The 25,071-nt window shown below is 65.0% G+C and carries 23 protein-coding genes and 1 tRNA gene; 15 read left to right on the plus strand and 9 right to left on the minus strand.

Annotation, left to right across the window (positions count from 1 at the left end; all coding sequences use genetic code 11):
- Positions 1-55: 55 nt before the first annotated feature.
- Both hisN and EN786_RS02570 read right to left on the minus strand, forming a co-directional pair.
- Positions 56-829, minus strand: a complete 774-nt coding sequence (gene hisN / locus EN786_RS02565) for a histidinol-phosphatase (RefSeq protein ID WP_127285163.1) — start codon at positions 827-829, stop codon at positions 56-58.
- Positions 830-1,146: 317 nt separating this feature from the next.
- Positions 1,147-2,088, minus strand: coding sequence for an N-formylglutamate amidohydrolase (locus EN786_RS02570; protein ID WP_127285164.1), 942 nt, complete (start codon positions 2,086-2,088; stop codon positions 1,147-1,149).
- 163 nt (positions 2,089-2,251) lie between these two features.
- Here EN786_RS02570 and EN786_RS02575 point away from each other — a divergent pair, with 163 nt between their 5' ends.
- Both EN786_RS02575 and EN786_RS02580 read left to right on the plus strand, forming a co-directional pair.
- On the plus strand, positions 2,252-2,614 hold the full coding sequence (locus tag EN786_RS02575) for a response regulator (RefSeq protein ID WP_006199474.1): 363 nt from the start codon (positions 2,252-2,254) through the stop codon (positions 2,612-2,614).
- A gap of 114 nt (positions 2,615-2,728) precedes the next feature.
- Positions 2,729-2,803 (plus strand) — tRNA-Val (locus EN786_RS02580).
- Positions 2,804-3,311: 508 nt separating this feature from the next.
- On the opposite strand, the gene EN786_RS02585 is transcribed toward EN786_RS02580, so the two are convergent.
- The 5 genes from EN786_RS02585 to EN786_RS02605 form a co-directional block, all read right to left on the minus strand.
- The gene (locus tag EN786_RS02585) at positions 3,312-3,515 is read right to left on the minus strand and encodes a hypothetical protein (protein WP_127284385.1); all 204 of its coding nucleotides are present in this window, start codon (positions 3,513-3,515) and stop codon (positions 3,312-3,314) included.
- A gap of 133 nt (positions 3,516-3,648) precedes the next feature.
- Positions 3,649-5,127 carry a hypothetical protein gene (locus EN786_RS02590; protein ID WP_245478316.1) on the minus strand — a complete coding sequence of 493 codons (1,479 nt, stop codon included), beginning with the start codon at positions 5,125-5,127 and terminating at the stop codon, positions 3,649-3,651.
- Complete coding sequence (locus tag EN786_RS02595) at positions 5,072-6,034, minus strand: GDP-L-fucose synthase (RefSeq protein WP_127284384.1); 963 nt, start codon at positions 6,032-6,034, stop codon at positions 5,072-5,074. Before EN786_RS02595 ends, EN786_RS02590 begins: the two co-directional genes overlap by 56 nt.
- 31 nt (positions 6,035-6,065) lie before the next feature.
- Complete coding sequence (gmd, locus tag EN786_RS02600; RefSeq protein WP_127284383.1) at positions 6,066-7,112, minus strand: GDP-mannose 4,6-dehydratase; 1,047 nt, start codon at positions 7,110-7,112, stop codon at positions 6,066-6,068.
- Between the two features lie 99 nt (positions 7,113-7,211).
- Entirely contained in the window at positions 7,212-8,366 is a 1,155-nt protein-coding gene (locus EN786_RS02605) for a dihydrodipicolinate synthase family protein (RefSeq protein ID WP_127284382.1), read from the minus strand.
- A gap of 240 nt (positions 8,367-8,606) precedes the next feature.
- Between EN786_RS02605 and EN786_RS02610 the strand changes: the two genes are divergently transcribed.
- The 13 genes from EN786_RS02610 (at position 8,607) to EN786_RS02670 (ending at position 23,269) form a co-directional block, all read left to right on the plus strand.
- Positions 8,607-9,656: a LacI family DNA-binding transcriptional regulator gene (locus tag EN786_RS02610; RefSeq protein ID WP_127284381.1), complete on the plus strand. Its 1,050-nt coding sequence runs from the start codon at positions 8,607-8,609 to the stop codon at positions 9,654-9,656.
- Positions 9,653-10,669 carry a Gfo/Idh/MocA family oxidoreductase gene (locus EN786_RS02615; RefSeq protein WP_127284380.1) on the plus strand — a complete coding sequence of 339 codons (1,017 nt, stop codon included), beginning with the start codon at positions 9,653-9,655 and terminating at the stop codon, positions 10,667-10,669. Before EN786_RS02610 ends, EN786_RS02615 begins: the two co-directional genes overlap by 4 nt.
- Positions 10,666-12,267, plus strand: coding sequence for an acyl CoA:acetate/3-ketoacid CoA transferase (locus EN786_RS02620; RefSeq protein ID WP_127310895.1), 1,602 nt, complete (start codon positions 10,666-10,668; stop codon positions 12,265-12,267). Before EN786_RS02615 ends, EN786_RS02620 begins: the two co-directional genes overlap by 4 nt.
- Positions 12,260-13,036 carry an enoyl-CoA hydratase/isomerase family protein gene (locus EN786_RS02625; protein WP_127284378.1) on the plus strand — a complete coding sequence of 259 codons (777 nt, stop codon included), beginning with the start codon at positions 12,260-12,262 and terminating at the stop codon, positions 13,034-13,036. Before EN786_RS02620 ends, EN786_RS02625 begins: the two co-directional genes overlap by 8 nt.
- A gap of 9 nt (positions 13,037-13,045) precedes the next feature.
- Positions 13,046-14,557, plus strand: a complete 1,512-nt coding sequence (locus EN786_RS02630) for an aldehyde dehydrogenase family protein (protein ID WP_127310894.1) — start codon at positions 13,046-13,048, stop codon at positions 14,555-14,557.
- A 58-nt stretch (positions 14,558-14,615) separates the two neighbouring features.
- A complete protein-coding gene (locus EN786_RS02635) occupies positions 14,616-15,869 on the plus strand; it encodes an ABC transporter substrate-binding protein (RefSeq protein WP_126058402.1) in 1,254 nt (417 codons plus the stop codon).
- Between the two features lie 126 nt (positions 15,870-15,995).
- The gene (locus EN786_RS02640; protein ID WP_126058401.1) at positions 15,996-16,955 is read left to right on the plus strand and encodes a sugar ABC transporter permease; all 960 of its coding nucleotides are present in this window, start codon (positions 15,996-15,998) and stop codon (positions 16,953-16,955) included.
- On the plus strand, positions 16,952-17,896 hold the full coding sequence (locus EN786_RS02645; protein WP_127286870.1) for a carbohydrate ABC transporter permease: 945 nt from the start codon (positions 16,952-16,954) through the stop codon (positions 17,894-17,896). The genes EN786_RS02640 and EN786_RS02645 overlap by 4 nt, the downstream gene beginning before the upstream one ends.
- 25 nt (positions 17,897-17,921) lie before the next feature.
- On the plus strand, positions 17,922-19,037 hold the full coding sequence (locus EN786_RS02650; protein WP_127310893.1) for an ABC transporter ATP-binding protein: 1,116 nt from the start codon (positions 17,922-17,924) through the stop codon (positions 19,035-19,037).
- 5 nt (positions 19,038-19,042) lie between these two features.
- The gene (locus EN786_RS02655) at positions 19,043-20,545 is read left to right on the plus strand and encodes a GMC family oxidoreductase (protein ID WP_127286726.1); all 1,503 of its coding nucleotides are present in this window, start codon (positions 19,043-19,045) and stop codon (positions 20,543-20,545) included.
- The gene (locus tag EN786_RS02660) at positions 20,542-21,303 is read left to right on the plus strand and encodes a 3-ketoacyl-ACP reductase (RefSeq protein WP_127286727.1); all 762 of its coding nucleotides are present in this window, start codon (positions 20,542-20,544) and stop codon (positions 21,301-21,303) included. The genes EN786_RS02655 and EN786_RS02660 overlap by 4 nt, the downstream gene beginning before the upstream one ends.
- Before the next feature lie 12 nt (positions 21,304-21,315).
- Positions 21,316-22,944 carry a choline dehydrogenase gene (locus tag EN786_RS02665; protein ID WP_127286728.1) on the plus strand — a complete coding sequence of 543 codons (1,629 nt, stop codon included), beginning with the start codon at positions 21,316-21,318 and terminating at the stop codon, positions 22,942-22,944.
- A 10-nt stretch (positions 22,945-22,954) separates the two neighbouring features.
- Positions 22,955-23,269 carry a Dabb family protein gene (locus tag EN786_RS02670; protein ID WP_127311456.1) on the plus strand — a complete coding sequence of 105 codons (315 nt, stop codon included), beginning with the start codon at positions 22,955-22,957 and terminating at the stop codon, positions 23,267-23,269.
- A 12-nt stretch (positions 23,270-23,281) separates the two neighbouring features.
- On the opposite strand, the gene EN786_RS02675 is transcribed toward EN786_RS02670, so the two are convergent.
- Together EN786_RS02675 and EN786_RS02680 are read right to left on the minus strand one after the other, a co-directional pair.
- Complete coding sequence (locus tag EN786_RS02675) at positions 23,282-24,127, minus strand: EamA family transporter (protein WP_127311457.1); 846 nt, start codon at positions 24,125-24,127, stop codon at positions 23,282-23,284.
- Positions 24,128-24,134: 7 nt separating this feature from the next.
- A complete protein-coding gene (locus tag EN786_RS02680) occupies positions 24,135-25,052 on the minus strand; it encodes an endonuclease/exonuclease/phosphatase family protein (protein WP_127311458.1) in 918 nt (305 codons plus the stop codon).
- Positions 25,053-25,071 lie beyond the last annotated feature (19 nt).

A 25,071-nucleotide genomic window follows, 5' to 3' on the forward strand; every position in this document is an offset into this window, starting at 1 on the left:
GTCCATGACCGAGGGCAGCTGACAGCCTGCTCTCAGGACCAACGACCGCGGGCTCTCAGCCGCGCAGAGCAGCCATCGCCGCCGCGTGGAGCTCCGGCGTCGCCCCAGCGAGGATGTCCCCGCCCTTCTCCGCCGGTCCGCCCTCAAACGTGGTGACGACGCCGCCGGCCTTCTCGATGATCGGGATCAGCGCCACGATGTCATAGGGTTTCAGCCCGGGGTCGGCGACGATGTCGACGCTTCCCGCGGCGACCATGGCGAAGGCATAGCAATCGGTGCCGTAGCGGGCGAGCTGGACCTGCTTTTCGAACTGGTCGTAGCGCGTGCGCGCCTCGCCCTTGAACAGCGCCGGCGTCGTCGTGAACAGCGTCGCCTTGGCGAGGTCGGTCGTCTTGCGCGTCGCAAGCTTGCGCGGCCCGCCCGGACCCTCATAGTGGGAACCGGACGCGTTGGCATAGAACAGCTCGCCGGTGAAAGGCTGCGACATCAGCCCGGCGACGGCGTCGCCCTCGACGGTCAGTCCGACCAGCGTTCCCCAGACCGGCAGGCCGGAGATGAAGGCACGCGTGCCGTCGATCGGATCGATCACCCAGACATGCCGGCTGGAGATGTTCTCGCTGCCGTGCTCCTCGCCGAGAATGCCGTGATCGGGATACTCGGCCGATATCAGTGCGCGGATCGCCCGCTCGGCCTCGCGATCGGCTTCGGTGACCGGATCGAAGCTGCCAGCCTCCTTGTTGGTTACCGCGCCCTGGCTGCGGAAGCGCGGCAAGGTCTCGGCGGCGGCGGCATGCGCGATGCGCCGGATAAAGTCGATGCTGATGTCCAACTGATTCTCCCGCTTTGCAGCATGCCGTCCTTTGCCGATGATTTCCTGCCGGAACAAGGGGAGGGATCACTTTAGCGCCGCGGCAACTGTTGCCTGAATGTCACGCAAACGCCACCGAAACGCAATTTCCCATTCACTGTGAATTAAAAAAGCCTGAAGTCGATTGACATTTGTGCATCGCACAATAGATTTGTTCTCGGACAGGTTTTCCTGTCCATGCCCTCCTTGGGCGTTTCCTCCCTAGACTTCGACCGTGTCGTGAAAACGATGCGGTCTTTTTTTCACCGGCTCGCGGCGCGGGCGGGGAGCGCCTGGCTTTATTCGGCGGCCAGCGGCAGATCGACGAAATGATGGTCCGGCATCGCCATTAGATCGGCCGAGAAGCGGGTGAGGTCGTCGGCAAGCGCGTCGAAGCCGGCGGATTTCTGGAACGTCCGCTCGTTCATGTAGAGCCCGCGATTGACCTCGATCTGCAGCGCATGCAGATGGCGCGCCGGACGGCCGTAATGCTCGGTGATGAAGCCGCCGGCATAGGGCTTGTTGTGGGCCACCGTGTAGCCCATGCCGGTGAGCAGGGCGATCGCCGTCTCGGTCAGCGCCGCCGTCGCGGAAATCCCGAAACGGTCGCCGATGATGAAATCCGGTCGCACGCCGTTGTCGCCGACCCTGATGCTTGCCGGCATCGAATGGCAGTCGATCAGCACCGCGTAGCCGAACCTGGCATGCGTGCGGGTCAAAAGCCGCTTCAGCGTCTCGTGATAGGGCTTGTACACGGTCTCGATGCGCGCCACCGCCTCGGCCAGCGGCAAGCGGCCGGAATAGATGTCGAGCCCCTCCCCGACGAGCTTGGGCACGGTGCCCAATCCGCCAGCCACTCGCGCCGAGCGGATGTTGCAGAAGGACGGCACCGGCTCGGCGAACATGCGCGGGTCGAGCTCCCAGGGTTCCCGGTTCACGTCGAGATAGGCGCGCGGGAAATTCGCCGCCAGCAGCGGCGCGCCGAGCGCGATGGCGCCGCCGAACAATTCGTCGACGTAGCAATCCTCGGACCGGCGGATGGCGTTGCGGTCGAGCCTGGCCATGGCCAGGAAGCGTTCGGGATAGTGGCGGCCGCTATGCGGCGAGTTGAACAGGAAGGGGACGCGCTGCTCGGCGCCCGATCGGATTTCGAAGGGTGGAACGACCGAAAAATCCTCGGCTGCCGTCTTCAATGTGAATGAACCAGGAAACAGCACTGCATCATGAGTCAAAACTGCCATTTCGATAGCCGCATGTCCAGCTTTTAGGCGCCCCGAACCCCTGCCCGAACTGAGTATAATACGGCCTTCGTTCACTTGATGTTTACCGTCACCTCCTCATATACAGGATGGTTAACGGGCTAGCCCGGCGCCAAGGTTGGGCGGGTGATTCGGACGGGATATGATGGCACGCATTCTGCTGGCGGAAGACGATGACGATATGCGCCGGTTCCTCGTCAAGGCACTGGAGCGCGCCGGCTATCAGGTGAGCGATTTCGACAATGGCGCCAGCGCCTACGAACGCTTGCGCGAGGAGCCGTTCTCGCTGCTTCTGACCGATATCGTCATGCCGGAGATGGACGGCATCGAGCTTGCGCGCCGCGCCACCGAGATCGACCCCGACCTCAAGGTGATGTTCATCACCGGCTTCGCCGCCGTCGCGCTCAATCCCGACTCCAAGGCGCCGAAGGACGCCAAGGTGCTGTCGAAGCCGTTCCACCTGCGCGACCTCGTCAACGAGGTCGAAAAGATGCTGCAGGCGGCCTGAGGCGTTTCCGGCTCGATCCCGGCGCGCCTTCGGGGCGCGACAAAACGAGCCCTTCTTTCATTTTTCCACCTATTGACGTGCTGGATCAAAAATGGTGTATGCGCGGCATCGGATGGGCGTGTAGCTCAGCGGGAGAGCACTGCATTGACATTGCAGGGGTCACAAGTTCAATCCTTGTCACGCCCACCATCCTTTCAATAACTTGGCGACCTGCCCGCGTCGTGGGGCACGCAAAAAACCGCTCGTTCTCGGCCGCCTCCTTTTACAAATCGTGCTGATGACCCGTGCGGCTTGTCGACCGTCTTGGCGGACATGCCAAGCGTGCGCCCGCTTCCGAGATGTCGATTTTTAGCATGCTCGACGCAGCAGCCGAAGACCCTGACTGGCGCGGCGATAGCTGCTTTGGATGATTGCAGCTAACCCACTGCGACCTCCTGTTGGGCAAATCGCCCCGCCGAGGACTTGTAAGAGGACCGAAGCACCGGAAGCACCCGCAGAGGAAGGAGCGGCCCGGCATCTGTGGCGGGGAGGCCAGCAGATGCCGAGCCTGACCGGCGTGGTCATCGAAGGGCGGGCGCCGGCTATCAAACATATACGTGCCAGCCAATATGACTGGAACACAACCAATTGAACGAAGGATGCAACTAAAAGGTGGAGTACGACCCGACCAACTCCCTGCGGCCTTGATCCCCTGCCTTCACTGCGGCCGGGGATCGTGCCTGTGGTCGTGGTTGCCGTTCTTGCCTTCGCGGCAGGGCGCATCGCCAATGCCGCAGCATTTGCCGTGATAGGTGACGTTCGGCTTGAGGTTGTCGCAATCCCAGGGGGTGGTCGTCTTGCAGCCCGCGACCACCGAAGCGGCGACGACGGCAAGCAAGACGTTTCTTGAAACAGTAAACATGGGCGTTCTCCTTGATGACCGCGTTTGTTACGCGGCGCTGGGTCGCGCCCCTCGATGGATTGGTTCAAACGAATCGGAAAAAATCGGCGAACGATGCCCCGGGCGATCGCGCCTCCTGGTTCGGCGCGGAGCGTTAGAACCGCGCCAGTCCGGCGAGCCGCCACCTTAACTTCGCCAGCCGCCCCGCTTTCGGTTTTCGACCCTGCCTTATTCGCCGTTCGATCTTCCTGAACATGCGATTTGCCGGCTCCGCGGTCACCGCCTGCCGCGCCATCGCCAGCGCCGCCTTCCTCTCGGCCGACACCTGCTGGCGGATCCAGGCCGAGCACGCCGCAGCACAGGGATAGCCAGCCCTGGCCGCCGCGAGGAAGAATTCGAAGTCCCTCATCAGGACAAAGCCGCCCGAAGCCTCGTCCCCGAGGACTTTCATCATCGGCAATGGGATTTGCGGGCGGGCCTGGAATTGCGCTGCCATCCGCGACCGCAAGACAGCCTCGCCCGACGGATAGTCGTGCTCGCGAAAATAGGCCGAGGCCATTTTCAGGGCATAGACGTCGTTTTGCGGATCCAGCCCGTGAGCCCTCTCGAGGATGTCACGCGCCTGCGCCGGACCGATCCGGTCTTCCAGGTTGAGAAAGGCCGCTTGATAGCCGAAGGCAGCCTCGAGCGGATGATAGTCTGCCTGGCGATCCTTCAATTCGTCCAGGATGATTTCCGCGGCTCGGGATTTGTCGAACAGGGTGTTCGTTCCGATCATGGGAATGCCGCCCATCAGCGACGCAATCGAGGCAAAGATGCTGCTGCCTGCATGGATCCGCTGGCATTGCGCCATCAACGCCATTTCGAAGAATGCCCGCTGCGTCCGGTCCTCGAACGCGCCGGCTCCGAAGTCCTCCGCCAGCGACGCCCCGGTTTCAGCCTTCAGATAGTCGAGCGTGGCGCGGTCCTCTCCGATCAGCAGCGTCGCCAGGCCCATCGAGGACAACTCCCTCACGATCGCCTTGGCCAGCGTCGCGGGGATGACCTTGCGACCGAAGACCAGCCGCGTCCGGTATTTGCCACGGACAATGTCGCCGCTGCGCAAATGCAGCGCGGCCATGGGGCGTGGAAATCGATTGCGGGCGGCTGCGTCGGTCGCCTGCCGCACGCTGTCCGAGAAGCCGAAGCTGCGCAGCGCCCGGGATGCGTCGAAGAGCCCGGCTTCGCCACCGCGAAAAGGATCCAGGACGCGAAAGTCGTCGCAGATCCAACCGCTCGGATCTCCTTGTCGCTTGCCAGCTTCAAGACTGAGCCGCTTGAGGGTGGCCCCATCGAGAACGTCGAAATCGGATTCTCTGATCCGTGCCCCCAGCCAATGCCGTTCGATGAATTCGGCGGAGAAGATCCTGTCTACGACATCGACGACGTGGAAGGTCTTGTCCGCAACGGCCGTCCGGTTCCAGGTGAAGCCGAAGCGGTAGCCGAACGCGTCCGCGACCGACTTTGCATTGGCCATTGCCAGAAGGCGGCTGCCCAGCCCGTCCCTTCGCGTCGCCACAATCAGCGGCGCTTGCGGTTCAGCCCGCGCCGAGGCGGACGTCGCCTTTCTCGACATGCCGGAGAAACCACGCATAGGTCTGTTCCAATCCATCGCGCAGCGAGTAGCGCGGATGCCAGCCCGTGGCAAACAGGCGCGACACGTCCATCAGCTTGCGCGGCGTGCCGTCCGGCTTGGTCGCGTCGAAGGTGACCGTGGCTTCTTCGCCGACCACGGACAGGATCGTGCGGGCAAGCTCCCCAATGCTGATGTCTTCTCCCGAGCCGACATTGACGTGGCCATCGCCGGAATAGTTATTCAACAGCCAGACCAGCGCGTCAGCGGCATCGTCGACATGCAGGAACTCGCGCATCGGCCTGCCCGATCCCCAGACCTGAAGGGTCCGCTCGCCGGCGCGCTTGACCTCATGGGCCTTGCGCATCAGGGCCGGCACGACATGGCTGCTGGTCAGGTCGAAATTGTCGCCCGGACCATAGAGGTTGGTCGGCATCGCCGAGATGTAGTCGACGCCATATTGCCGCCGGTAGGCCTGGCAAAGTTTCAGCCCGGCGATCTTGGCGACCGCATACCATTCATTGGTGGGCTCGAGCGGCCCGGTCAGCAGCGCGTCTTCCGGGATCGGCTGCGGCGCGTGTTTTGGATAGATGCAGGACGAGCCCAGGAACAGCAGCTTTTGCACCTCGCTGCGAAACGCGCTCTCCATGACATTGGTCTGCACGACAAGGTTCTCGTGCAGGAAGTCGACCGGAAGCGTGTCGTTGGCCAGGATGCCGCCGACCTTGGCGGCCGCCATGACCACCGCGTCCGGCTTGTGCTCGGCCATCCAGCGCCGCACGCCGGCCTGGTCGAGCAGATCGAGTTCGCTGCGCGCGACCGTCAGGATCTCGCAGTCCTCGCCCGCCAGCCGGCGCACGATCGCCGAGCCGACCATGCCGCGATGCCCGGCGACGAACACCCGTTTTCCCCTGAGATCGAAAATCATGAACTTGCCCCCGAACCGCGTTCACCGGCCGCTACGGCACGGCCGAACGCTTGAGATCGGCCTGCACCATTTCCGCCACCAGCTCCCTGAACCCGGTCCTGTGCGACCAGCCCAGCTTCTCCCTGGCCTTGGACGCGTCGCCGACCAGGTGGTCGACCTCGGTCGGCCGGAAATAGCGCGGGTCGATGCGCACCACAATCTCACCTGAGGCGGCGTCGATGCCGACCTCGTCGGCGCCCTGGCCCTGCCATTGGATGGTGCGTCCCGTCTCGGCGAAAGCCAGCTCGACGAATTCGCGCACCGAATGCATCTCGCCGGTCGCCAGCACGAAGTCGTCGGCCTCGTCATGCTGCAGGATGCGCCACATGCCTTCGACATAGTCGCGCGCGTGGCCCCAGTCGCGCCTGGCGTCGATATTGCCGAGATAGAGCGTATCCTGCCGCCGGTGATGGATCGCGGCCACGGCGCGCGTGATCTTGCGGGTGACGAAGGTCTCGCCACGGCGCGGACTCTCATGGTTGAACAGGATGCCGTTGGCGGCGAACAGGCCATAGGCCTCGCGATAGTTGACCGTCGTCCAGTAGGCGTAGAGCTTGGACGCCGCATAGGGCGAGCGCGGACGGAAGGGCGTGGTCTCGTTCTGCGGCGCTTCCGAGGCCTTGCCGTAGAGCTCGGAGGTCGAGGCCTGATAGAAGCGCACCGACTTTTCAAGGCCGAGGATACGGATCGCCTCCAGCAGCCTGAGCGTCCCCAGCGCATTGGCGTTGCCAGTGTATTCCGGTTCCTCGAAACTCACCTGGACGTGGCTTTGGGCGCCAAGATTGTAGATTTCGTTGGGCCGCGTCTCCTGCACGAGGCGGATCAGGTTGGCCGCGTCGGTCAGATCGCCATAGTGCAGGAAGAGGCGCGCGTCGCGCTCATGCGGATCGACATAGATGTCGTCGATGCGCCCGGTGTTGAACGAGGACGAGCGGCGTTTGACGCCGTGGACGACGTAACCCTTCTCAAGCAGCAATTGCGCCAGATAGGCTCCGTCCTGCCCGGTCACGCCGGTGATGAGCGCCACTTTGCCCGTCATTGTCCGTCTTCGCCCGCCCCTCGGGACGCATAGGGAAAACAGATTTGTCCGGCCAAGGCAAATTTGTGGTCTTCGATCGCAACCGATCGGGCGTCGCGGTCAAATACCCGCGACGTCGCAGAGGCTCTTCATTCTGGCCACCGCAAGCTCGGGGTCGGCCAGCAATCCCGCCTGGTCGGCCAGCCGGAATACATCGGCATAATGCAGGATGCCGCGCGCCGACTGCATGCCGCCGACCATCGCGAAATGCTCCTGGTGGCCGTTGAGCCAGGCCATGAAGACGATGCCGGCCTTATAGTACTCGGTCGGCGCCTCGAAGATCTTGCGCGACAGCGGCACCGTCGGCGCCATCAGCGCGTCATAGCCGGCGCGGTCGCCATCGGCGAGCCTGGCCAGCGCCGCGTTGGCGACCGGCGCGATGGCGTCGAAAATCCCAAGCAAGGCATGCGAGTGCTTGCTGCCGTCGCCGGCGATCAGCTCTGGGTAGTTGAAGTCGTCGCCGGTGAACATGACGACGCCGTCCGGCAACCGGTCCCGCAGCGCCACCTCCTTGCCGGCATCGAGCAGCGATATCTTTATGCCCTCGACCTTGCCGGCATGCCGCTCGATGATGGCCACGACCGTATCGAGCGCCGTCTCGAAATCACCACTGCCCCAGTATCCCTTCAGGGCCGGGTCGAACATGTCGCCCAGCCAGTGCAGGATCACCTTGCCGGACGCCTGCGCCAGAATCCGGTCGTAGACGCGGGCATAGTCGTCCGGACCTTTGGCGACCACCGCCAGCGCGCGGCTCGCCATCATGATCGCCTTGCCGCCCTGCCCCTCGATGAAGCCGAACTGCTCCTCATAGGCGGCAATCACATCGTCGAGCGTGCTCGCCGCGGAACGCGCCAGATGATCGGTGCCCGCCCCGGAAGCGAGATCGGCCCCTTCGGCGGTCCGCGCCTCTGCGATCGAGCGGCGGATCAATTCCTTCGCGCTTGCCCAGTCGAAACCCATGCCGCGCTGCGAGGTGTCCATCGCCTCGGCGATGCGGAAGCCGAGCCGCCACAGGTGATGGCGGAACGCCATCGTCCTGTCCCAGTCGACGACGGGCAGCGACCACGGGTCGGTCATCGCAAGCGGGTCGGCGACGACATGGGCGGCGGCATAGGCGATGCGCGAAAAGCGCGCCCCGGCAACCGGCTGCGCAGGCCGGCCGAGAAGCCGGTAGCTGGCGCGACGGCCACCCTCGCCCGGCAAGGTGATGTCCATGAAACTCTCCCTTTGGCAGCGCCTATAGATGGAACGTTCCAATAAATCAAGAAGCTTTATGATTTTGGCGCCTCGGTTCGCCGGAATGCTTGCAACGCAACACAGCATCCCTTACCGAATAAGGCGTTGATGTAAGAGAATTGTCGATTTTTCCGTTTTCCAGAAAACCGGATTGACTCTCGCTGCATCCCGTGATTAGAACGTTCCAATAAATTTGACCAATTGGGAGGAACGATCTGGATGGCCAGCCGGGCCAAGGCGACGATACTCGACATCGCCCGCGAGGCGGGCGTGTCCAAGTCGACGGTGTCGCTCGTGCTGCAGGGCAGCGGGCTGATCCGGCCCGAGACGGCGGTCAAGGTGCGCAAGGCGATCGAGGATGTCGGCTACGTTTACAACCGCGGCGCCGCCAATTTGCGCAAGGCTCACTCCAACGTCATCGGCATGGTCATCAACGACCTCACCAATCCCTTCTTCACCGAGCTGGCGGTCGGCATGGAGCGCGTCTTCCAGTCGGCCGGCATCGTGCCCTTCATCGCCAACACGGCCGAGAACCCGGTGCGCCAGGAAGAAGTGCTGAAGTCGCTGATGGAGCAGGGCGTCGCCGGGCTAATCGTGTCGCCGGCGCGCGGCACCACGCCGGGCGCTTTCCGCCGCATCGAGACAGCCGGCGTTCCCGTTGTCTTCGCCATGCGCCGGCTGCCCGAGAGCCGCATCCCGGTGATCGCGCCCGACAATCATCGCGGCGCCTTTCTCGCCACCGCCCACCTGATCGGCAAGGGCCATCGCCGGCTGGCCTTCTTCGGCGGTTCTTCCGACCTCGTCGTCTATCACGAGCGGCTCGGCGGTTTCCGCGAGGCCTGCGCGACGCTGGGCATTGCCGCCGCCGACACGCTGGTCTTCGAAGGTGAGACCAGCCGCAAGGGCGGCATCGCCTGCCTGGATACCGCCATCGCCATGGCCGAGCCGCCGACGGCCGCGCTTTGCTTCAACGACGCGGTCGCCTTCGGCGCCATGCTGGCGCTGCGCAAGCACGGACTGGAGCCCGGCGCGGATTTCGCCGTCGTCGGCTTCGACGACGTGACCGAGGCCGAACACTACATGCCCGCGCTGACCAGCGTCGCGGTCGACGCGGCCGGCCTCGGCGAGCGCGCCGCCCATGCCATGCTGAAGATGATCCAGTCGCGCACCACCCGCGCCGAGGACCACATCGGCGCGGTCAACCTGGTGGTCAGGGAAAGCTGCGGGCCGGACCGCCCGCGCCGTCCGGGAATGGGAGACGCGGCATGACCGTCAGATGGGGACTGATCGGCGCCAGCACGATCGCCAGGCAGTTCATGATCAAAGCCATCCGCGCGCAAGGCGATGGCGAGGTCGTTGCGGTGATGAGTTCCAGCCCCGAGCGCGCCAGCACCTATGCCGGCGAGAACGGCATTCCGCGCGGCGTCTCGACACTCGCCGATCTGCTCAGCGCCGGCGTCGACGCCGTCTACATCTCGACCACCAACGAGTTGCATCTTGAACAAGCGCTTGCCGCGATCGAGGCGGGCAAGCATGTGCTGTGCGAAAAGCCGCTGGCGCTGACCAGCGCCGATGCCAGGAAGATGGTCGCCGCCGCCAACGCTGCCGGTGTCGTGCTCGGCACCAACCATCATCTGCGCAATGCCGGCGCGCATCGCGCCATGCGCGAGGCGATCGCCGCCGGCAGGATCGGCAAGCCGGTCGCGGCGCGCGTCTTCCATTCCGTCTACCTGCCGGAGAGCCTCCAGGGCTGGCGCATCAGCAAGCCCGAGGCCGGCGGCGGCGTGGTGCTCGACATCACAGTGCATGATGCCGACACGCTGCGCTTCGTGCTCGGCGACGATCCGGTCGAGATTTCCGCCTTCACGCAAAGCGCCGGCATGGCCGGCAGCGGGCTGGAGGACGGCGCCATGTGCATCTGGCGCTTCAAATCGGGCGTCATCGCCCAGTCGCATGAGGGCTTCACGACGAAATTCGCCGGCACCGGCTTCGAGGTGCACGGCTCGGAAGGTTCGCTGTTCGCCACCAATGTCATGACCCAGAAGCCGGTCGGCTCGGTGCTGTTACGCACGGGCGCCGGCGAGGAAGAGCTGAGCTTCGACCGCGAGGACCTCTACGCGCGCTCGCTGCGCCAGTTCCATGCCGCGATCCGCGGCGAAGGCCGGCCTTCCGCCACCGGCGAGGACGGTGTCTGGTCGCTGGCAGCGGCTGAAGCCGCGCTGCAATCGGCCAAATCGGGCAAGGCCGTCACCATCGATCCGAAACTCGGGAGCGCGGCGTGAGCAAGGTCATTTCCGCGGCGCAAGCCGCCAGCCTGATCAAGGACGGCATGGTCGTGTCGGTGTCGTCGTCGAGCGGCCTCGGCTGCCCGGACGCCGTGCTTGCCGCGATCGGCGAGCGCTTCGACGCTGAAGGCCACCCGAAGGCCATCACCACGCTGCACCCGATCGCCGCCGGTGACATGTACGGCATCAAGGGCATCGATCATCTGGCGAAACCCGGCCTGTTGAAGCGCACGCTTTGCGGCTCCTACCCTTCCGGGCCGTCCTCCGCCGAGCCGCCGCAGATCTGGAAGATGATCGGCGACAATTCGGTCGCGGCCTACAATGTGCCGTCCGGCATCCTGTTCGACATGCACCGCGAGGCCGCCGCCAAGCGGCCGGGGGTGCTGACCAAGGTTGGTCTCGACACTTTCGCCGATCCCCGCCACCAGGGCTGCGCCATGAACGCGGCGGCCAGCGAGCCGATCGTATCGGTGCAGCAGTTCGACGGCGAGGAATGGCTCTATTTCCGCGCCATCGTTCCCAACGTCTCGATCATCCGCGCCACCACCGCCGACGAGCGCGGCAACCTCACCTATGAGCACGAAGGCGCCTATCTCGGCGGGCTGGAGCAGGCTCTCGCCGCCCGCAACAATGGCGGCGTCGTCATCGCGCAGGTCAAACGCGTCGTCGAGAATGGCACGCTGAAGCCGCACGACGTCCGTGTGCCTGGGGTGCTCGTCGACCACATCGTCGTCGCGCCCGATCAGCTGCAGACGACGCTGACCCCTTACGATCCGGCGATCTCCGGCGAGATCTTCCGGCCGCTGTCGACCTTCCGCAACGCGGAGATGAACGTCCAGAAGGTGATCGCGCGCCGCGTCGCCATGGAGTTGCGCGACGGCATGGCTGTCAACATCGGCTTCGGCATCTCCGCCAACGTGCCGCGCATCCTTCTGGAGGAAGGCCAGCACGGCAAGGTCACCTGGGTGATCGAGCAGGGCGCCGTAGGCGGCGTGCCGCTGCTCGACTTCAAGTTCGGCTGCGCCTCCAATGCCGAGGCGATCATGCCCTCGCCGCACCAGTTCATCTACTTCCAGGCCGGCGGCTTCGACGCCTCGCTCTTGTCCTTCCTGCAGATCGACCGCCATGGCTCGGTCAATGTCTCGAAGCTTTCGGCGCGGCCGCATGTCACCGCCGGCGCCGGCGGGTTCGTCGACATCACCTCGCGGGCGAAGAAGATCGTCTTCTCCGGCTTCTTCAACGCCGGCGCCAAGCTGTCGCTGGCTGACGGCTGCATCCGCATCGACCAGGAAGGCAAGGTCAAGAAGGTCGTCGAAGAGGTCGAGCACATCTCCTTCTCCGGCAAGCGCGCGGTCGCGCAAGGGCAGGACATCACCTATGTCACCGAGCGCTGCGTGATGAAGCTGACGCCCGACGGGTTGATGGTGACCGAGCTGGCGCCCGGCATCGATCTCGAGCGCGATGTGTTGGCGCAGGCCGACATTCCGCTCGGCATTGCCAATGACCTCAAGGTGACGCCGGCGTCGCTCTACCAGGATCGGCCGATCGGCCTATCGCTGAATGGCGGCGCTTCGCTCGGAGGCGCGCATGGCTGATCGTCTCGTCAGCTTCGAACAGGACGGCGCCATCGGCATCGTCACGCTGCGCCGGCCGGAAAAGTTCAACGCGCTGGACATTCCGATGCTGCGCGCGCTCGAAGCGGCACTCGACGAGGCGGAGCTGGCCGAAGGCGTGCGTGTCGTGCTCGTCCGTGGCGAAGGCAAGGGCTTTTGCGCCGGCGGCGACGTCGAGGCCTGGGCGCAATTGAGCGCCGCCGATTTCCAGGTGCAATGGGTCCGCTATGGCCACCGTGTCTTCGACCGGCTGGCACGGCTCCGGCAGCCGACCATCGCGGTGCTGTCCGGCCATGCCCTGGGCGGCGGCCTGGAGCTGGCGGTGGCCTGCGATTTCCGCGTCGCGGAGACACAGGTGAAGCTCGGCTTTCCCGAAACCTCGATCGGCGTCGTTCCCGGCTGGTCTGGCACGCAGCGCGCCGTGCGCCGCTTCGGCGCGCAGGCGGTGCGGCGCATGACCATTGGAGGCGAAGTCCTGCTGGCGAGCGAAGCGCTTGCGCTCGGCGTTGTCGACCGCGTCGTCGAGACCGGCAAGGCGCTCGCCGAGGCCAGGACATGGGGAGAAAAAATCGCCGAGCGCGGGCCGCTGGCGACCGAAGCCGCCAAGCTGATGATCGCGGTCGCCGAAGGCGAGGAGAGTGCTGCAGCCACGGAAGCGCTGGCCAGCGGCTTCATCGCGCTGACCGGCGACCTCAAGGCCGGCGTCGATGCCTTCAAGGCCAAGCAGAAGCCGGCCTTTTCGAGGTCCTAGAGGAATCCGATGAACGCACCCCTCAAGATTACCATGCCGGCCGAGGCGTCCGCGGCGCCGAAGACCTACAAGCTGCTGATCGACGGCAAGCATGTCGAGGCCCGCGACGGCCGCTCGCTGGAGCGCAAGAGTCCCGGTCATGGCTTCGCCGTCTCGCTCTATGCGCAGGCCGGCGAGGCGGAAGTCGAGGCCGCGGTGGCCGCCGCGCACAGGGCCTTCGAGGCCGGCCCCTGGCCACGCATGAAGGCCTCCGAGCGCGCTGCCATCCTGCTCAAGGCGGCCGACCTGATCGAGGTCCGACTGGAAGAGATTGCCAGGCTCGACGCGCTGGAATCCGGCAAGCCGATCGCCCAGGCGCGCGGCGAGATCGGCGGCGCCGTCGACATCTGGCGCTATGCCGCCTCGCTCGCCCGCACGCTGCATGGCGAGAGCTATGCCAATCTCGGCGACGCGATGCTCGGCGTCGTGCTGCGCGAGCCGATCGGCGTCGTCTCGATCATCACGCCGTGGAATTTCCCCTTCCTGATCGTCAGCCAGAAACTGCCCTTCGCGCTCGCCGCCGGCTGCACGGCGGTGGTCAAGCCGAGCGAGATGACCTCGGCCTCGACCTTCGTGCTCGGCGACATCCTGCTCGAAGCAGGCCTCCCCGCCGGCGTCGTCAACATCCTCGCCGGCTTGGGCGGCGATGTCGGCGCGCCGATGGTCAGCCATCCGCTGGTCGAGATGGTGTCCTTCACCGGCTCGACCCGGGTCGGCAAGATGACCATGGCTGCCGCCTCGAATTCCCTGAAAAAGGTGTCGATGGAACTCGGCGGCAAGAATGGCCAGATCGTCTTCCCCGACGCCGATCTCGAAGCCGCCGCCGACGCCGCGGTGTTCGGCGGCTTCTTCAATGCCGGCGAATGCTGCAATGCCGGCAGCCGGCTGATCGTGCATGAAGCGATCGCCGACGACTTCCTCGCCGCCGTCAAGGCGCTGACCGCAAGGGTGACGGTCGGCGATCCGCTCGACGATCGCACCAAGGTCGGCGCGATGATCTCCACCGACCATCTCGCGAAGGTAGCCGGCTATGTGACGGCTGCGGCCGGCGACGGCGGCGCCGTCTATGCAGGCGGCCGCCAGCTTGCGTCAAACGCCGGCCAGTATCTCGATCCGACCATCATCCGCGGCGTCACCGAGGATATGGCCGTCGCGCGCGAAGAAGTGTTCGGGCCGGTGCTTTCCGTGCTGACTTTTGAATCGATTGAAAGGGCATTGCACATCGCCAACAACACGCCCTATGGTCTGTCTGCGGGTGTGTGGAGCGCCAGCATCGACACCTGCATGTCGGTGGCGCGGAGTGTGCGTTCGGGGACGGTTTGGGTGAACACGTTCATGGAAGGTAACCCTGAGCTGCCGTTCGGAGGCTACAAACAGTCCGGTCTCGGACGTGAACTCGGCAAGCGCGCTGTCGAGGACTATACAGAGGAAAAGACAATCCAGTTTCATCGCGGCCAGCGCACCCGTTGGTGGGTCGGCTGAGTTGGGAGACCCCGGCGGACATCCGTCGGTTATGTGCATGCAACAAGGGAGGAACTACATGTTGCGCAAACTGCTTATCGGAACGGCTCTTGCGTCGACCTTTGCGTTTTCGGCGCATGCCGCCGACGTCAAGGAAGTGCAGATGCTGCATTGGTGGACGTCGGGTGGCGAAGCGGCTGCTCTGAACGTCCTCAAGGAGGATCTGTCCAAGGAAGGCTATGCCTGGAAGGACGTGCCGGTGGCTGGCGGCGGCGGCGACGCCGCGATGACGGCGCTGAAGGCGATGGTCGCGGCCGGCAACTACCCGACCGCCTCGCAGATGCTCGGCTACACCGTGCTCGACTATGCCGCCGCCGGCGTCATGGGCGACCTGACCGAGACGGCGAAGAAGGAAGGCTGGGACAAGTCGGTTCCGGCGGCCCTGCAGAAGTTCTCGGTCTATGACGGCAAGTGGGTCGCGGCTCCGGTCAACGTCCACTCGGTCAACTGGCTGTGGATCAACAAGGCGGTGATGGACAAGATCGGCGGCGCCGAGCCGAAGACCTTCGACGACTTCGTCGCCTTGCTCGACAAGGCCAAGGCCGCGGGCGTCATCCCGCTCGCGCTCGGCGGTCAGAACTGGCAGGAAGCTACGATGTTCGACTCCGTCGTGCTGTCGACCGGCGGCCCGGAATTCTACAAGAAGGCCTTCAACGACCTCGACGAGGAATCGCTGAAGTCCGACACGATGAAGAAGTCGTTCGACAACCTCGCCAAGCTGGTCACCTATGTCGACCCGAACTTCTCGGGCCGCGACTGGAACCTCGCCACTGCCATGGTCATCAAGGGCGACGCGCTGGTTCAGGTCATGGGCGACTGGGCCAAGGGCGAGTTCCACGCCGCCAAGAAGACCCCGGGCACCGACTTCCTGTGCTATCGCTTCCCGGGCACCGACGGCTCGGTGATCTACAACTCCGACATGTTCGGCATGTTCAACGTTCCGGACGACCGCAAGGCCGCCCAGGCAGCGCTTGCCACCGCCACGCTGTCGAAGAGCTTCCAGTCGGCCTTCAACGTCGTCAAGGGTTCGGTTCCGGCCCGCACCGACGTGCCTGACACCGACTTCGACGCTTGCGGCAAGAAGGGCATCGCCGACCTGAAGGCGGCCAATGAGGGCGGCACACTGTTCGGCTCGCTGGCCCAGGGCTATGGCGCCCCGCCGGCCGTCGCCAACGCCTACAAGGACGTCGTCTCGAAGTTCGTCCATGGCCAGATCAAGACCTCGGACGAGGCCGTGACCGAGCTGGTCAAGGCGATCGACGACGCCAAGTAAGCGGCGCTCAAAACAAATCTCCCCCGCCCCAGGGCGGGGGAGAATTTCACCGAGGCAAGGTCCGGGATTGCCCGGGCTGGCGCTTTGCGCCGGCCGGTCCCCGACGAACCGGTACTGGATGAGCCGATGAGCACAGTAGCCGAAACCACTGCGAAGCTGACACCGGAGCACGACGCCCGCCCAGGTGCGTCCGTTCGCTCGCGGCTGCAGGATCTGCTGCCGAAGATCGTGCTGGCGCCGAGCTTCGCGGCGACGATCGTCTTCGTCTATGGCTTCATCCTGTGGACGATCTATTTGTCGTTCACCAACTCCAAGACCTTCCCGTCCTATGCCATCACCGGTGCCCGCGCCTATCAGCGGCTGTGGCGCTGGACCTTCGAGAGCGATCCGCCCTCGAGCTGGTACACTTCGATCACCAACATGGGCATTTTCGGCTTCCTCTACATCTTCATCTGCCTGGCGCTCGGCCTGTTCCTGGCCATCCTGCTCGACCAGAAGATCCGCGGCGAAGGCATGCTCAGGCCGATCTACCTCTACCCGATGGCGCTCTCCTTCATCGTCACCGGCGTCGCCTGGAAATGGTTCCTCGATCCCGGCCTCGGCCTCGAGCAGACGCTGCACCAGTGGGGCTGGACGAGCTTCCATTTCGACTGGATCAAGAACAAGGATTTCGTCATCTACACGGTGGTGATCGCCGGTGTCTGGCAGGCCTCCGGCTTCATCATGGCGATGTTCCTGGCCGGCTTGCGCGGCATCGACGGCGAGATCATGAAGGCGGCGCAGATCGACGGCGCCACCACCTTCCAGCTCTACCGCCGCATCGTCATTCCGCTCTTGCGGCCGGTCTTCCTCTCGGCGTTCATCGTCCTCGCCCACCTCGCCATCAAGTCCTATGACCTGGTGGTGGCGCTGACCAGCGGCGGACCGGGCGGCTCGGCCTGGTTGCCGTCCAACTTCATGTACGAGTTCACCTTCAAGCGCAACGAGATGGCCGTCGGCTCGGCGAGCGCCGTGATCATGCTGATGACGCTGACCGCGATCATCGTGCCGTACCTCTATTCCGAGCTCAGGGAGAAGCCGCGATGAGCACTGTTGCCTCACCCGCCCGCCCGACCTCGAGCGGCATCAGCGCTAGGACGATCAACCGCATCGTCATCTACGGGCTGCTCGCGCTGTTCGCGATCTTCTACCTGATGCCGCTCTTCGTCATGCTGGTCACCTCGTTCAAGACAATGGACGAGATCCAGAACGGCAACATGCTGGCGCTGCCGCAGGCGCCGACCTTCGACCCCTGGTGGAAGGCCTGGGGCGAGGCCTGCGTCGGTCTCACCTGCGCCGGCATCAAGGGCTACTTCTGGAACTCCATCAAGATGGTGGTGCCGGCGGTGCTGATCTCGACGCTGCTCGGCGCGCTCAACGGCTATGTGCTGACCAAATGGCGCTTCCGCGGCCACACGCTGGTCTTCGCGATGATGCTGTTCGCCTGCTTCATCCCGTTCCAGTCGGTGCTGCTGCCGATGGCGACGATCCTCGGCAGCATCGGCCGCTTCGGCGTCACCCTGCAGAACGCGACCGGGTTCAACTTCGGTCTCGGCAATTCGACGGTCAACCTCGTCTTCGTCCATGTCGTCTACGGCCTCGGCTTCACCACGCTGTTCTTCCGCAATTACTACGAGGCCTTCCCGACCGAACTGATCAAGGCGGCGCAGGTCGACGGCGCATCCTTCTTCCAGATCTTCCGCCGCATCATGCTGCCGAATTCGATGCCGATCTTCGTCGTCACCGTGATCTACCAGTTCACCAACATCTGGAACGACTTCCTGTTCGCTTCCGCCTATGCCGGCACCGGCGACGTGATGCCGATGACGGTGGCGCTGAACAACGTCGTCAACACCTCGACCGGCGTCGTCGAATACAACGTCAACATGGCGGCGGCGATGATCGCCGCCCTCCCCACCCTTCTCGTCTACGTCGTCGCCGGCCGCTATTTCGTGCGCGGGCTGATGGCGGGCGCGGTCAAGGGCTGACCCTCTTTTTGCTTAAGGAACGACCATGGCTTTTCTGGAAATTGATGGGCTGAAGAAGCGCTTCGGGAATGTCGAGATCCTGAAGGGCATCAATGTCGAGTTGGAGAAGGGCGGCTTCCTCGTGCTGGTCGGTCCGTCCGGCTGCGGCAAGTCCACGCTGCTCAACACCATCGCCGGGCTGGAAAACATCACCGAGGGCGAGATCCGCGTCGATGGGCGCGCGATCAACGATCTCCACCCGTCCAAGCGCGACATCGCCATGGTGTTCCAGAGCTACGCGCTCTATCCGAACATGACGGTCGCCGGGAACATCTCATTCGGAATGGAGATGCGCGGCGTGCCGGCCGAAGAGCGCCAGAAGGCGATCGACAAGGTGGCCAAGGTGCTGCAGATCGGCCACCTGCTGCAGCGCAAGCCGAGCCAGCTTTCCGGCGGCCAGCGCCAGCGTGTCGCCATGGGCCGGGCGCTGGTGCGCGACCCGAAACTGTTCCTGTTCGACGAGCCGCTCTCCAACCTCGACGCCAAGCTGCGCGTCGACATGCGCATCGAGATCAAGCGCCTGCACGCCAACACCGGCACGACGATCGTCTACGTCACCCATGACCAGATCGAGGCGATGACGCTGGCCACCAAAATCGCCGTGATGCGCGATGGCGAGGTGCAGCAGTTCGGCACGCCGGCCGAGATCTACAACAACCCGACCAACATCTTCGTCGCCGATTTCATGGGCTCGCCGGCCATGAACCTGGTGCCGGCGACGATCGGTGGCAATGGCAGTGGGCTGTCTGTGGTGCTGCAGCGCGACGGGCGCGAGCCGATCTCGCTGCCGCTCGCCGGGGCTACGCCGGGCTTGTCGGCCTTCCAGGGCAAGCCGGTCATCTTCGGCGTCCGTCCGGAGGCGCTGACCGATCCGGAAGGCGCCGAACGCAACGCCTCCAGCATCGCCACTGCCGACTGCCACATCGAGGTGATCGAGCCGGCAGGTTCCGACACCTTCGCCGTCACCAATCTCGGCGGCAAGGCGGTGGTGGCGCGGCTGCGCGCCGATGCCAAGATCCAGCCAGGCACGGTGACGCCGCTCGCCTTCAACCTGACCAAGGCCGTGTTCTTCGATCCGGCGACCGAGAAGCGCATTCTCTGACCGCCATGGCAAGCCCCGATATCGTCATCATCGGCTCCGGCATCGGCGGCGCCGCGATCGCCTCCGGCTTAGCCTGCAGTGGCGCCTCGATCCTGATCCTGGAACGCGGCGAGCCGCTGCCGGCGACGCCGGAGACGCGCGACACCCGCGCCATCTTCGTCAACGGCCACTACCGGCCGAAGGAGATGTGGCGCGAGGCCGGCGGCGCGGCCTTCAATCCCGGCAACTACTATTATGTCGGCGGCAATTCGAAATTCTATGGCGCGGTGCTGATCCGCTACCGCAAGGAAGACTTTTCCGCCATGGAGCATTTCGGCGGCGTCTCGCCGGCATGGCCGTTCTCCTACGAGGAGTTCGAGCCGTGGTATTCGAAGGCCGAACAGCTTTTTCGCGTGCGCGGCACACTGGGCGAAGACCCGACAGAGCCCTTCCATTCGATTCCCTACGCTTTCAAACCCGTGCCCGACGAGGCGCCGATCGCGCGCGCCCGTGCCGAATTGAAGGGGCTCGGCCTGCATCCTGCATCGCTGCCGCTCGGTGTCGACATTGACGCCTGGCTGAAGGACGGCAGGACAGGCTGGGACGCGTTTCCCAATGCCGGCCAGGGCAAGGTCGATGCGCAGACCGGACCGCTGGCGGCGGCCCTTGCCGACCCGAACATCCGGCTCGAGACCGGTGCCCATGTCGACTATCTGGAGGCATCGCCGGATGGCAGGTCGATTGCCGCCATCCATTACACGCAGAAGGGCGCGCAAAAGACGCTCTCGCCGAAGCTGGTCATCCTCTCGGCCGGCGCCGTCAACTCCGCCGTGATCCTGCTGCGCTCGCCTTCCTCCGATGGAAAGGGTCTTGCCAACAGCTCAGACCAGGTCGGCCGCAACTTCATGAACCACAATTCGAGCGCCATGCTGGCGATCGACCCGCGCCGCCGCAACGACGCCGTCTACCAGAAGACGTTGATGCTCAACGATTACTATCTGTCGGACGGCAAGGGCGGCAAGCCGCTCGGCAATGTGCAACTGCTCGGCAAGATCGACGGCAACATGCTGAGGGCCAACGTGAAATTGGCGCCAAAATTCGCGCTCGACTTCATGGCCGGCCATGCCGTCGACTGGTATCTGATGTGCGAGGACCTGCCCGACCCCGAGAGCCGCATCATGGTCGACGGCAAGGACATCGTCATGCAGTGGCGGCGCTCCAACATGCAGTCGCTGGAAGGCCTGACCAAGGTGATGCGCGAGAATTTCCGCGCTTGCGGCTATCCGATCGTGCTGTCGCGTCCCTTCGACAAGCGCACGCCCTCGCACCAGTGCGGCACGGTGAGGATGGGCGACGATCCGGGCAGCTCGCCGCTCGACCCGTTCTGCCGCGCCTACGATCACCAGAACCTGTTCGTCGTCGACGGCGGCTTCCTGCCGACCTCGGCCGCGGTCAACCCGGCGCTGTCGATTGCGGCGCAGGCGCTGCGCGTGGCCGATCACATCCGCAAAACGGAGCTTTCCGCATGACCCGCCCGGCGGCCATCATCACGGGCGGCGCGCGGGGCATCGGACTGGCCTGCGCCGAGGCATTGGCCGATGCCGGCTTCGACATCCTGGTCGCCGACTTGGCCGACAAGCCTGCCGACGGACTTGCAAGGAATATCACCGCGCGCGGCGCGAAGTTCGCCTATGCAAGCTGCGACATCGCCGATCTCGGCGCCCACGCGGCGCTGGTTGAGACCGCGATGGGCGCCTTCAGCCGCATCGATTGCCTGGTCAACAATGCCGGCGTCGGCGCCGTCGTGCGCGGCGATCTGCTGGAGCTGAAGCCGGAGAATTTCGACCGCGCCCTCGGCATCAATCTGCGCGGCACCGTGTTCCTCAGCCAGGCCGTCGCCAAGGCCATGCTGGCGAAACCAAGCGATCAGGCGAAATCGATCATCACCATCACCTCGATCAGCGCCGAAGCGGCCTCGCCGGAGCGCGCGGACTACTGCGTCTCGAAAGCCGGCCTGTCGATGTGGGTGAAAACACTGGCGCTGCGACTCGCTGCAGAAGGGATCGGCGTGTTCGAGGTGCGGCCTGGCATCATCCGCACCGACATGACATCAGGCGTTGCCGCCAAATATGACGCGCTGATCGAAGGCGGTCTGGTGCCAGCCAAACGCTGGGGCGAGGCATCGGATATCGGCGCCGTGGTGGCCGCGCTTGCCAGCGGCAAGTTCGGCTTTTCGACCGGCTCGATCATCAATGTCGACGGTGCGCTCTCCATACCGCGGCTCTGAACGGATGAGACAATGACGGATTACATCATCGTTGGCGCCGGCCCGGCCGGCTGCGTTCTGGCCAACCGGCTGAGCGAGGATCCCTCGAATTCGGTGCTGCTGCTGGAAGCCGGCGGCAAGGACTGGCATCCGCTGATCCACATGCCGGCCGGCTTCGCCAAGATGACCAAGGGCATCGCCTCGTGGGGCTGGTCGACTGTGCCGCAGAAGCACATGAAGGACCGCGTCTTCTGGTACACGCAGGCCAAGGTGGTCGGCGGCGGCTCCTCGATCAACGCCCAGATCTACACGCGCGGCAATGCCCGCGACTACGACGCGTGGGAGAAGGAAGAGGGCCTCGCCGGATGGGCCTATCGCGACGTGCTGCCCTATTTCAAGCGCGCCGAGAACAACCAGCGCTACGCCAACGACTTCCATGGCGACCAGGGGCCGCTCGGCGTCTCCAACCCGATCTCGCCGCTGCCGATCTGCGAAGCCTATTTCCGCGCCGGCCAGGAGATGGGCATCCCCTTCAACCCGGACTTCAATGGCGCCAGCCAGGAGGGCGTCGGCTACTACCAACTGACCCAGAAGGACGCGCGGCGCTCGTCCGCATCGGTCGCCTATCTGAAGCCGATCCGCGCCCGCAAGAACCTGAGCGTCAGGACAGACGTGCTGGTCACCCGCATCGTCGTCGAGAAGGGCCGCGCCGTTGGTGTCGAGGTCGTCGACAGGCCGGGCGGCGAAAAGACGATCCTGCGTGCCGGGCGCGAGGTGATCGTCTCCTCCGGCGCCATCGGTTCGCCCAAGCTTTTGATGCAGTCCGGCATCGGCCCGGCCGACCATCTGAGATCGGTCGGCGTGACGCCGGTCCACGACCTGCCGGGCGTCGGCTCCAACATGCAGGACCATCTCGACCTGTTCGTCATCGCCGAATGCACCGGCGACCACACCTACGACAACTACGCCAAGCTGCACCGCACGATGTGGGCCGGCCTGCAGTATCTGCTTTTGAAGAAAGGGCCGGTGGCCTCCAGCCTGTTCGAGACCGGCGGCTTCTGGTACGCCGACCCGACCGCCGCTTCGCCCGACATCCAGTTCCACCTTGGCCTCGGCTCCGGCATCGAAGCCGGCGTCGAGAAGTTGAAGAACCCCGGCGTCACCCTGAACTCCGCCTTCCTGCGCCCACGCTCGCGCGGCACGGTGCGGCTGAAGAGCGCCGACCCCGCCGACCATCCGCTGATCGACCCGAACTACTGGTCTGAGCCCTACGATCGCGACATGTCGATCAAGGGCCTCCGGCTGGCGCGCGACATCATGCGGCAGAAGGCGCTTGCCCCTTACGTGCTGCGCGAGGTCCTGCCGGGCCCTGCCCTGCAGAGCGATGACGAACTGTTCGACTATGCCTGCCGCAGTTCCAAGACCGACCATCATCCGGTCGGCACCTGCCGCATGGGCCATGACGACATGGCCGTGGTGACGCCTGACCTCAAGCTGCGCGGCATCGAAGGATTGCGGGTATGCGACGCCTCGGTGATGCCGCGCGTCCCCTCCTCCAACACCAACGCGCCGACCATCATGGTCGGCGAAAAGGGCGCCGACCTGATCCTCGGCCGCGAACCTTTGCCGCCGGCCGTTTTCTCCGGCAACCGCGCCGCTTGAGGAGAGAGTCATGATCAGGCATTGCGTCTTCGTCAAATTCCGCAGCGACGTCAGCCCGGCCGAACGCGCGGCGATCCACGCCGATCTGGAAGCTTTGCGCTGGGCGATCGAAGGCATGGACAAGGTCCATTTCAGCGCCAATGTCAGTCCGGAACCCTTTGCGCGCGGCTTCAGCCACGGCTTCACCATCGACTTCCGCGATGCCGCCGCCCGCGACGCCTATCTGGTGCACGAGGCTCATCAGCGTGCCGGCGCCAGGCTGGTCGCCGCCCTCGAAGGCGGCACCGACGGGCTGATGGTTGTCGATCTGGACATTCTCGGCTGACCGGCCGAGAAATTACCCCAGACGCAATGCGACGACGCCGGCGACGATGCTGAGCGCCGCCGCACCCCGCCAGCGCGTCATATTCTCGCCCAGTGCGAAGACCGAGATCATCATGGCGAACAGGATCGAGGTCTCGCGCAGCGAAGCCACCGAGGCGATCGGCGCCTTGGTCATTGCCCACATGACGATCCAGTAGGCGGCGCCGCTGAGCACGCCGGTGAACAGCCCCGCCTTCCAGTCGCGCGCCAGCAGCGGAAGCGACTGCGACCCACGGAAGACGATGCACAGCACCAGCGCCCAGAGAGCATCGCAGATGAACAGCCAAGCGGCATAGCTTGTCGCGGTCGCCGCCAGCCGCGCGCCGCTGCCGTCGGACAGCGTGTAGCTGGCGATGAAGATCGAGGTGCCCAACGCGAAGCAGACCGCGCGCAGGTTGAAGCGCTCCAGATGCACGCCGCCGCGAAACGACATCACCAGCGTGCCGGCCGACAGCAGCAGGATACCGAGAATGGCCAGCGGCGCGGGGAACTCCCGCACGACCACCATGCCGCCGAGTGCCGCGAGCAGCGGCGCCGTGCCGCGCGCCAGCGGATAGGTCTGGGCGAAATCGCCGGCCTTGTAGGCGCCGATCAGGAAGGTCCGGTAGCCCATGTGGAAGAAGACCGAGGCGAGGATGAATGGCCACACCTCGGCCTTAGGCACCTCGACGAAGGGCAGCACGAGCAGCGCGGCGAAACCCATGCCGAGCGTCATCAGCGTGATCGACAGGAAGCGGTCGAGATGCACTTTGACCAGCGCGTTCCAGATCGCGTGCATGGCGGCGGCGGCAAGCACCGCGAAGAAGACGAAAAGCGTCATGCCTTGGTCATCCGCCTCCGGAAGTCGTAGCGAGGCCTGGCGTCTCGAGGTCGATATCGATCCTCAGCGGAAAATGGTCGGACGCGATCTCGCCGATGTCGGCGCCGACCGAGCGCACGCGCGTGGCAAGCATGCCGCCGACGAAGCAATGGTCGAGCCGGCGCTTTGCCAGCCTGCCGTCGATGATCTTTTCATGGGTGTGGAAATCGGCCACCGGCTCGCTGGCGACGGCGGCGGCATCGACGAAACCGTCGCGATAGGCCGCCCCCCGGTGGTACGGTGTGCCGCCGACGATGCGCCGGTACTCGGCGCTATCAGGCTCCATGTTGAAGTCGCCCAGCCAGATTGCCGCCAGCGGGTTCTCCGGCTCCGGCCCGCCATTGCTCCAGTTGCGCTGCGGTTCGTCGTCGGCGCCGCTCCACGGGCCGCCCTCGGACGGCGCCCGGCGATGCTCGGCCAGCAGATAGTCGATCTGCTCCAGCCGCTCCTCGGCGGCAATGTGCGCGAGATGCAGCGAGACGACCCGCACCGGCCCTGACGGCGCGCGGATCATGCATTCGAGCGCGGCGTTGCGCGTGTTGAGCGGGCGCACGGTGCGGCGCAGCGGCAGCGTATGCAACCTGGACCAGACGATCGGCAGCTTCGACAGCACCATGGTGCCGAACTGCCGGCGGCGGTTGACGATGCGGCCGTCGCGCCGCTCGCTGGCATCCATGTCGAAAGCCGGGCCGTAGACCCAGTGGTAATGGGGCAGCAGTCGCGACAGAATTTCCGGCTGGTCGTCCTCGTTGGTCCGCTGCCAATGCCGCTCGACCTCCTGCAAGGCGATGATGTCGGCGCCGTCGACGACGCGCGCGGCGCGCGCCAGATCGTAGCGGCCGTCGCTGCCGAACCCGTACTGGATGTTGTAGCTGACGAGCTTCATTGATTATCCGGCTCAACTT

Source organism: Mesorhizobium sp. M4B.F.Ca.ET.143.01.1.1, assembly GCF_004792275.1.
GTDB classification, from domain to species: Bacteria; Pseudomonadota; Alphaproteobacteria; order Rhizobiales; family Rhizobiaceae; genus Mesorhizobium; species Mesorhizobium abyssinicae.

Excerpts from the sequence above, each read along its gene's own strand:
- EN786_RS02570 (WP_127285164.1), bottom strand. The coding sequence starts at position 2,088 with ATGGCAGTTTTGACTCATGATGCAGTGCTGTTTCCTGGTTCATTCACA.
- EN786_RS02575 (WP_006199474.1), top strand. The coding sequence starts at position 2,252 with ATGGCACGCATTCTGCTGGCGGAAGACGATGACGATATGCGCCGGTTC.
- EN786_RS02585 (WP_127284385.1), bottom strand. The coding sequence starts at position 3,515 with ATGTTTACTGTTTCAAGAAACGTCTTGCTTGCCGTCGTCGCCGCTTCG.
- EN786_RS02590 (WP_245478316.1), bottom strand. The coding sequence starts at position 5,127 with ATGCGTGGTTTCTCCGGCATGTCGAGAAAGGCGACGTCCGCCTCGGCG.
- EN786_RS02595 (WP_127284384.1), bottom strand. The coding sequence starts at position 6,034 with ATGATTTTCGATCTCAGGGGAAAACGGGTGTTCGTCGCCGGGCATCGC.
- gmd (WP_127284383.1), bottom strand. The coding sequence starts at position 7,112 with ATGACGGGCAAAGTGGCGCTCATCACCGGCGTGACCGGGCAGGACGGA.
- EN786_RS02605 (WP_127284382.1), bottom strand. The coding sequence starts at position 8,366 with ATGGACATCACCTTGCCGGGCGAGGGTGGCCGTCGCGCCAGCTACCGG.
- EN786_RS02610 (WP_127284381.1), top strand. The coding sequence starts at position 8,607 with ATGGCCAGCCGGGCCAAGGCGACGATACTCGACATCGCCCGCGAGGCG.
- EN786_RS02615 (WP_127284380.1), top strand. The coding sequence starts at position 9,653 with ATGACCGTCAGATGGGGACTGATCGGCGCCAGCACGATCGCCAGGCAG.
- EN786_RS02625 (WP_127284378.1), top strand. The coding sequence starts at position 12,260 with ATGGCTGATCGTCTCGTCAGCTTCGAACAGGACGGCGCCATCGGCATC.
- EN786_RS02630 (WP_127310894.1), top strand. The coding sequence starts at position 13,046 with ATGAACGCACCCCTCAAGATTACCATGCCGGCCGAGGCGTCCGCGGCG.
- EN786_RS02635 (WP_126058402.1), top strand. The coding sequence starts at position 14,616 with ATGTTGCGCAAACTGCTTATCGGAACGGCTCTTGCGTCGACCTTTGCG.
- EN786_RS02640 (WP_126058401.1), top strand. The coding sequence starts at position 15,996 with ATGAGCACAGTAGCCGAAACCACTGCGAAGCTGACACCGGAGCACGAC.
- EN786_RS02645 (WP_127286870.1), top strand. The coding sequence starts at position 16,952 with ATGAGCACTGTTGCCTCACCCGCCCGCCCGACCTCGAGCGGCATCAGC.
- EN786_RS02650 (WP_127310893.1), top strand. The coding sequence starts at position 17,922 with ATGGCTTTTCTGGAAATTGATGGGCTGAAGAAGCGCTTCGGGAATGTC.
- EN786_RS02655 (WP_127286726.1), top strand. The coding sequence starts at position 19,043 with ATGGCAAGCCCCGATATCGTCATCATCGGCTCCGGCATCGGCGGCGCC.
- EN786_RS02660 (WP_127286727.1), top strand. The coding sequence starts at position 20,542 with ATGACCCGCCCGGCGGCCATCATCACGGGCGGCGCGCGGGGCATCGGA.
- EN786_RS02665 (WP_127286728.1), top strand. The coding sequence starts at position 21,316 with ATGACGGATTACATCATCGTTGGCGCCGGCCCGGCCGGCTGCGTTCTG.
- EN786_RS02670 (WP_127311456.1), top strand. The coding sequence starts at position 22,955 with ATGATCAGGCATTGCGTCTTCGTCAAATTCCGCAGCGACGTCAGCCCG.
- EN786_RS02675 (WP_127311457.1), bottom strand. The coding sequence starts at position 24,127 with ATGACGCTTTTCGTCTTCTTCGCGGTGCTTGCCGCCGCCGCCATGCAC.
- EN786_RS02680 (WP_127311458.1), bottom strand. The coding sequence starts at position 25,052 with ATGAAGCTCGTCAGCTACAACATCCAGTACGGGTTCGGCAGCGACGGC.